The sequence below is a fragment of the Aeromonas sp. QDB68 genome (genome assembly GCF_027707405.1).
Lineage (GTDB): Bacteria > Pseudomonadota > Gammaproteobacteria > Enterobacterales > Aeromonadaceae > Aeromonas > Aeromonas caviae.
Genome location: NZ_JAPCIQ010000138.1, coordinates 1 through 6648, shown reverse-complemented (window position 1 = coordinate 6648; position 6648 = coordinate 1). Strand labels below are relative to the sequence as shown.

Genomic DNA, 6648 nt, shown 5'->3' with positions numbered 1-6648 from the left:
CTGCGCGCCTACGACTTCACGACTGACCGCGGCGCCATGGCGCTCAATGACTACGCCCGCTCCAACGACCCCTTTACACGGGTCGGCCGGCAGCAGGTCGCTGTCGACGTCTCCAGCGTCATCCGCGCGTCCCCGGACAGCTTCCGCGTCGCCTGGGTCGAGCGCCGATACGAAAATGGCCAGCTCGCCGAGACCACGCGCTGGACCGCGATCCTGACGATCGTCGTGCAGATCCCCCGAAACGCCGACCGGCTCAGGGCGAACCCGCTCGGCATCTACGTCAACGCCATCAACTGGTCACGGGAGCTTGGGCAATGAAGCCGTATTTCCGTAAAGCCGGAAACCCGGCTTCACACACACACGTACTCCCGGCTCTCCGTAGAGCCGCATTCCCGGTCGTTCTGCTAGCGGCGACCGCGCTCGCGGGCTGCGCGACCACCAATCCGCCGCCGGAGATTTCCTACGACAATGCGGCTCCGGCGGTGCAGACCGTCGATCCACCCGCGCCGGTCACCGTGGTCGAGCTGCCCCGGCCGCTGCCGCTGCCTGGCCAATTGCAGCGTGTGGAGGAGACGCGGCGTGCCCCGGAGCCTTCTAATCCGACCGCTCGCGTCAACCAGGCAAACGAGGCGGCACGAGTCCAGCCGGTGCGCGACGGCTTCATTAACTCGATGCAGGTCTACCCGTGGACTCAAGGGGCGCTTTATCAAGTCTATACCGCCGTCGGGCAGATCACCGACATCGCGCTCCAACCCGGGGAGCAGCTTGTCGGCGCAGGCCCGGTGGCCGCCGGCGACACAGTGCGCTGGATCATCGGCGACACCGAGAGCGGATCGGGGGCAACGCGCCAGATCCACATCCTAGTAAAGCCCACCCGCGCCGACCTGATGACAAACCTCGTCATCAACACCAACATGCGCACCTATCACATGGAGCTGCGCTCGACAGAGCGCACCTATATGGCGTCGGTCTCATGGCAGTATCCGCAAGACCAGCTCATTGCGCTGCGCCGTCAGAACGCCGAGGCGCAGGCGGCCCAGCCGGTGGCGAGCGGCGTCGATCTCGCGAACGTCAACTTCCGCTATGCGATCGAGGGCGACCGTGCGCCGTGGCGACCGCTGCGCGCCTTCGACGACGGACGCCAGGTCTTTATCGAGTTTCCGCGCGGCATCGGTCAGGGCGAGATGCCGCCACTCTTCGTCGTCGGCCCCGAGGGCAACACCTCTGAGCTCGTGAACTATCGCGTTCGCGGCCACCACATGATCGTTGATCGTCTGTTCGCGGCTGCCGAACTTCGCTTCGGCTCCGGCCGCGAGCAGAAGCGCGTCAGGATCGTCCGCACAGACGGGAGGCCGACCTCGTGAGCGAGAACCCGCCCCGGATTGAGGAAGTGCCGGACGACGATGCGCAGCCCCTGACCGGCGAGCCGGTCGGGCCTGCGCCGATGCGGCTGCGGGCCGAACCGCCCCGCGTCACCCGGTTGTCGCGGAAGGTTCTCGCCGGCCTCGGTCTTGTCGCCAGCGTCGGGCTCGGAGGTGCGCTGATCTACGCGCTTCAGACCCGCGACGCCGGTCGGCCGAACGACGAACTCTATTCGACCGAGAACCGCTCGACCGCTGACGGACTGGCCGGCCTGCCGCGAGATTACAGTGGCGTGCCACAGCTCGGTCCCCCTCTTCCCGGTGACCTCGGCCGGCCGATCCTTAGTACCCAGGATCGCGGACAGCCGGTGCCCACACCCGGGACGGCCACGCCCAATCCCGGCATCAGCCCGGAAGAGCAGCGCCGCCTTCAGGAAATCGAGACCGCGCGCACCAGCCGTCTCTTCTCCGGATCGGAAAGCCGGGGCACACCCGCTGCTGCGGGAGCTGCCCCAGCGCTCGCGCCGGTGCCGGATTTGGCGAGCATTGGCCTCGCTCCGCCGCCCGCCACGCCCTCGGCGCAGGACCGGCAGAACGCGTTTCTGAACGCCGCGGCCGATCGCAGGACGGTTGCGCCCGATCGCGTCGCTGCGCCAGTATCGCCGAACGTCCTTCAGGCGGGAGCAGTGATATCCGCGGCGCTGATCACCGGCATCCGATCCGATCTACCCGGCCAGATCACCGCGCAGGTCACCGAAAACATCTACGACAGCCCAACCGGCCGTATCTTGCTTGTGCCGCAAGGCACTCGTGTGGTCGGGCAGTACGACAACAACGTGCAGTTCGGCCAGAGCCGAGTCCTGCTCGTCTGGACTCGGCTCGTCTTCCCGAACGGGCGCTCGATCGTTCTCGAGCGCCAGCCTGGTGCTGACGCTGAAGGGTTCGCCGGGCTGCAGGATGGCGTCGATTACCATTGGTGGGATCTGGCCAAGGCTGCGGGATTGTCGACACTGCTGAGCGTCGGCGCCGAACTCGCGGTCGACAACGACGATCAGCTCGTTCAGGCGATCCGGAACGGTGGGCAGGACACCATCAACGACGCAGGGCAGCAGATTGTGAGGCGTCAGCTCAACGTCGCGCCCACGATCACTATTCGGCCCGGATTTCCCGTGCGCGTTCTCGTGACGCGAGACTTGGTACTGGAGCCATATGGAGGGTGATGATGTCGAAGCTTAAGCTAGGCCCCATCGCGGACGACAAGCCGCTTAAGGTACAGGTCGAGCTACCTGCAGCTCTCCACCAGGACCTTGTTGACTACGCCCACCTATTGGGCCGAGAGCAAGGTCAGTCCGCTGTTGACCCAGCTCGGTTAATCGTCCCGATGTTACAACGGTTCATCGCGACAGACCGTGGCTTCGCCAAAGCCAGGCGAACGTTGACGCCGGGGAGCGCCGATTAATCCGTGGTCCCCGCTCTAGAGGGGGTGTCGAAACACTTCAGCAGCAGCGGCAGAGTCGGGTTGTCGTTGTCACTGGAAGAAATTATAGCGGCCGTCGGCGCCCGCGCCGATGGGAGCGGGATCAACGCGATATCCGGCCGGTAGATCACGCTGGTGATGGTCAAGCCGAAGCCCTGTTCGACCATCGTCAGCAGGGTTTCTCGGCTGACTTGTTGGATCGAGAGTTGAACCGCTCCGTCTCCGGCGCCCACCATGCGCCGGAGTATGCCAGCGAGCTCACGCCCAGCGCCATCCGAGCGAACGAGGAAGACTTCGTCACAAACGTCCTCCCACGACAGCTGTGGCCGTGCTGCCAACTCGTGAAGCGGGGACAATGCCACGAACAGATCTGGTTCGCAGAGACGTCGAACTTGGAACTGAGGGCTCTTGCTCGCACTCAGGCTGATTGCTGCGTCCAGTAATCCGCGCTTCACCCCCAAAGTGTTTTCTTCTGAAGTGCCTTCCTCAAGCTTTACCTCGATCGTCGGATGTCTATTTCTGAATGCCGAGAGAATGTTGATGATCGGGCACGCCGGGAACGCTTCAAGCATTCCAAACCTCACGAGCCCGGTCTTGAGTTTCCGCGCGGAGCGGATCTCCGTTGCGGCGTTACGAAGGTAGCGCGCTCCCACCACCGCTTGTTGAAGGAAGCGCTCACCTTCTGGAGTCAGCCCTGCCCCCGCTCGCGTACGCTTGAAGAGAGAAAAGCCAAGTTGGCGCTCAAACAGCTGCACACGTCGGCTGACGGTGGATTGCGATATCGATAGGCGCTCCGCCGCTCGGCGGAAGCTGCCGGCCTCGGCGACCTGAACGGCGTACTTCAGGTATCGGAGATCAAGAGTCAGGTCGGGCATGAGACCCGTCCGATCATACCGGCGGTCTCATCGGCGAACCGCCTGCGCCCGGTGAGCGGCACCCATGCACGTCCACTTTCATCGAGCCCACCCCCGCTAGCGCCTGGGGAACGAGCACGTCCGTTGATCTCAGATGTGGAATCCGAGCTGAGCCCCTCAATGAGCATGACCATGTCCGAATCTGTCATAGATGCATGCGGCGGTCATACATTTTCACACGCTTGAAGTCTATGCGCGAAGCATATATTCTTGCGGTATGGAGCCTGAGGTCGCCAAGTACCATTTAGGTGCACTCGCGTTGGCCGTTGCAGACAGCATCGCCAGTGTCTCGGCCTCGTTTTCACCAAGCGGCCCGGGGACCGCCGTGATGGTGTTACTCAGCATGGAGCCCGGACTGCCGATCAGCGTTTTGGCTACCTCGATCGGGCTTTCTCATGCCGGGACGGTGCGATTGATCGATAGGCTCGAGCGCGAACAGTTGGTGGAACGACGAAGACAAATCACCGACAGGCGGGCGCGCTTCATTCACCTCACCAATTCGGGGAAGAAGATAACGGACGCCTTGCTCAAGGCACGGGAGCAGGTGATCTCCGAATGTATTTCGCCCCTGTCGCCCAATGACCTCGACATTCTAGGCATGCTGTCGGAGCGGCTCCTTGTGGCAAACGGCTTCGACAAAGATGGCTCGGTCAGCCTTTGCCATCTGTGCGGCTACAGCAGGATCGCGCCTTCCCGTGGTAAAGCTAAGCCGGGGCGCTCGCCACGCTGGAACGTCGCATCAGAAGGCTGACGATATGATCAGGCAGGCTTGAAATAATGGGATCGTTTGCGCTCGAACTTCTTCTATGCGTACTTGCCTTCGGGTTCGGATATGCGGCGAACCAAGGCGGAACCTGTTTAGTGGTGGCCGCTCATGAGTTACACAGAAGACAGCCGCCGAAAATGTTCGTCGGATTTCTCGCAGCGTCGGCAGCGGCAGGCCTGGTTGCGGTCCCGATAGTCTGGACGGGAACACTGGGCGCAACACTCGCACCCTCGACCAGCATCAATTTCCTCCTGCTCATCGGCGCCATCGCCTTCGGCCTCGGCGCACTCATTAATGACACATGCCTGCTCGGATCGCTGGCGCGGCTTGGGGATGGGGAGATGCGACTTCTAGCTCTACCCTTGGGATTAACGATTGGTATCTTGGCTGCCGACCATGGCAGGTTCGGCTACGATTCAACATGGCCAAGCTTAATCTCCAAACCGAGCGCAACAGGCCTCGTTACTCTCCTAGCCTTCCTAGTTGTGCTCGTGCTGGCACTCGTTTTCGTTTCCACGAAGAGCGTTCTGCGAACAAAGCCGGGTTGGTCGTTCGGCGCTTCGATGATTGGACTCGGTATCACTGGCGGACTTCTATATGCACTCTCGCCGGCCTGGACCTTCGCAGACGTGATTCAACGCGCCCTTCCTCTCAGAATGTCCCCGGCCGGCGAGGTCGCGCTCACTGCGGTGATCTCTTCGATCGCAGGCGCCCTAACCGCCTCCTTTCGCCAAGGCAATCTGCGTCTCCAACTGCCGACAGCCAATGGCATTCTGCGATCTGTCGTCGGCGGCACATTGATGGGTATCGGCATCGCGCTCATACCCGGCGGGAATGATGGGTTGATCCTCGCAGCGGTTCCGACTCTTTCACCTGGTGGGATAGTCGCCTACCTTCTGATGACGACGACAATCGTCTTCGGATTTGCAGCGCGTGGTAAGTTATTCCGGCGCTGCCTTTCACGGCCATGATAAGGGCAACAGAGGACTTGCCCTCCTGACATGAGCATTTATCCCGACCGGGAATATCGGCTGACTAGCTCGTATGCCTTTGCAGGCCCTTGGACCATGATGACCACTTCAAAGGCCGCCGGCCCCAGAATCCTGTAGGTTGCATGGTAGGTGTCGTCTCCGCAGGCATAGACGCCACTCGCTTCCAACCCGGTATCCGTCCGCGAGAAACTCAAGCTGAGGAACTGCGTCCCGATATGAGGTCCGTCTGCGAACTCGACGACAACACTGTCCTCGCTCAAGCGATAGCGATACTGCCGGCACGCGGAGAATACTCTGCCATCTGCCAGTGAGAGAATGCCGCTCTCTCGATAAGCGAGCGCGCCTTCGCCGATCGCTGCTACGATTTCGGTGGGCATGGTTATCTCGTCCAGGGCCGCGTCCATCCGTACAGGCTGGACGTTTGCCAACGGGCTATAGGCCCACCCGGAGCGCCAGCCCCATCAAGTCAAAATCCCGCAAAGGTCGCGCGTTTGCTGGGTAAAGGCATCGCCGATGAGGATGGCTTCGTGAGGCAGCGAAGCGCGAGCCAGCCGCTCGACATATCTCGCTTATTAGTATATGCGTCGCGCATATACTGCAACGCCTGCCCGAAGCACGTAGACGACGTTCGTGACGTTCCCACGGGACCACTGTTGAGGAATTTTAGATGAGCATTTTCGACCGTTATGAATTTCTTGTCCCCGAGCACGGTCGGAGGGATCTTGGCCTGCTTAGATGGGCTCTCGTGATCGTATTTCTGTGGTTCGGCGCGATGAAGTTCACAGCGTACGAGGCCTATGGTATCGCCCCGTTTATCGAACACAGCCCGATCATGAATTGGCTCGGCATGTTCGGGACGCAGGGGCAAAGCTATTTCATCGGCGTTATCGAGTTATCGACCGGTCTCGTTCTGATCCTTGGTGCATTTCGTCCACTCTTCTCTGCGCTAGGCGCACTAATGTCAGCAGCGACCTATCTGATCACGCTGACCTTTTTCATCACCACTCCAGGTGTCGCGGAGCAGACTGCCGGCGGCTTTCCTGCGATTTCGGCTGCACCAGGGCAGTTTCTACTGAAGGACGCAGTTCTGCTAGCGGCGTCCCTCGTGCTGCTGCGTGCTTCGGTCCGCCACAGAGGG

General features: G+C 61.6%; 9 protein-coding genes. 7 read left to right on the top strand and 2 right to left on the bottom strand.

Annotated elements, in window-relative coordinates; translation table 11 throughout:
• The 4 genes from trbF to PG892_RS20860 all read left to right on the top strand — a co-directional run.
• Window positions 1-318, top strand: a 318-nt coding sequence (gene trbF, locus PG892_RS20875; RefSeq protein ID WP_270825804.1) for a conjugal transfer protein TrbF, incomplete at its 5' end; no start/stop codon positions are given.
• Window positions 315-1364, top strand: a complete 1050-nt coding sequence (gene trbG / locus PG892_RS20870; RefSeq protein WP_011191356.1) for a P-type conjugative transfer protein TrbG — start codon at window positions 315-317, stop codon at window positions 1362-1364. The genes trbF and trbG, both read left to right, overlap by 4 nt.
• Window positions 1361-2581 (top strand): TrbI/VirB10 family protein, encoded by a 1221-nt coding sequence (locus PG892_RS20865; protein ID WP_011191355.1) that lies wholly within the window; start codon window positions 1361-1363, stop codon window positions 2579-2581. The genes trbG and PG892_RS20865 overlap by 4 nt, the downstream gene beginning before the upstream one ends.
• Window positions 2581-2820: a DUF2274 domain-containing protein gene (locus PG892_RS20860; RefSeq protein WP_018429611.1), complete on the top strand. Its 240-nt coding sequence runs from the start codon at window positions 2581-2583 to the stop codon at window positions 2818-2820. The genes PG892_RS20865 and PG892_RS20860 overlap by 1 nt, the downstream gene beginning before the upstream one ends.
• On the opposite strand, the gene PG892_RS20855 is transcribed toward PG892_RS20860, so the two are convergent.
• A complete protein-coding gene (locus PG892_RS20855) occupies window positions 2817-3713 on the bottom strand; it encodes a LysR family transcriptional regulator (RefSeq protein WP_011191354.1) in 897 nt (298 codons plus the stop codon). The two genes, PG892_RS20860 and PG892_RS20855, sit on opposite strands and share 4 nt — an antisense overlap.
• 190 nt (window positions 3714-3903) lie before the next feature.
• Between PG892_RS20855 and PG892_RS20850 the strand changes: the two genes are divergently transcribed.
• On the top strand, window positions 3904-4503 hold the full coding sequence (locus tag PG892_RS20850) for a MarR family winged helix-turn-helix transcriptional regulator (RefSeq protein ID WP_228722688.1): 600 nt from the start codon (window positions 3904-3906) through the stop codon (window positions 4501-4503).
• Between the two features lie 26 nt (window positions 4504-4529).
• Window positions 4530-5489 (top strand): YeeE/YedE thiosulfate transporter family protein, encoded by a 960-nt coding sequence (locus PG892_RS20845; RefSeq protein ID WP_004099025.1) that lies wholly within the window; start codon window positions 4530-4532, stop codon window positions 5487-5489.
• A 38-nt stretch (window positions 5490-5527) separates the two neighbouring features.
• Here PG892_RS20845 and PG892_RS20840 read toward each other — a convergent pair whose 3' ends face one another.
• Window positions 5528-5887 carry a DUF6314 family protein gene (locus PG892_RS20840; protein ID WP_166479491.1) on the bottom strand — a complete coding sequence of 120 codons (360 nt, stop codon included), beginning with the start codon at window positions 5885-5887 and terminating at the stop codon, window positions 5528-5530.
• Between the two features lie 290 nt (window positions 5888-6177).
• On the opposite strand from PG892_RS20840, the gene PG892_RS20835 reads away from it, so the two are divergent.
• The coding region (locus tag PG892_RS20835; RefSeq protein WP_270825801.1) for a YkgB family protein at window positions 6178-6648 on the top strand (471 nt) is incomplete at its 3' end.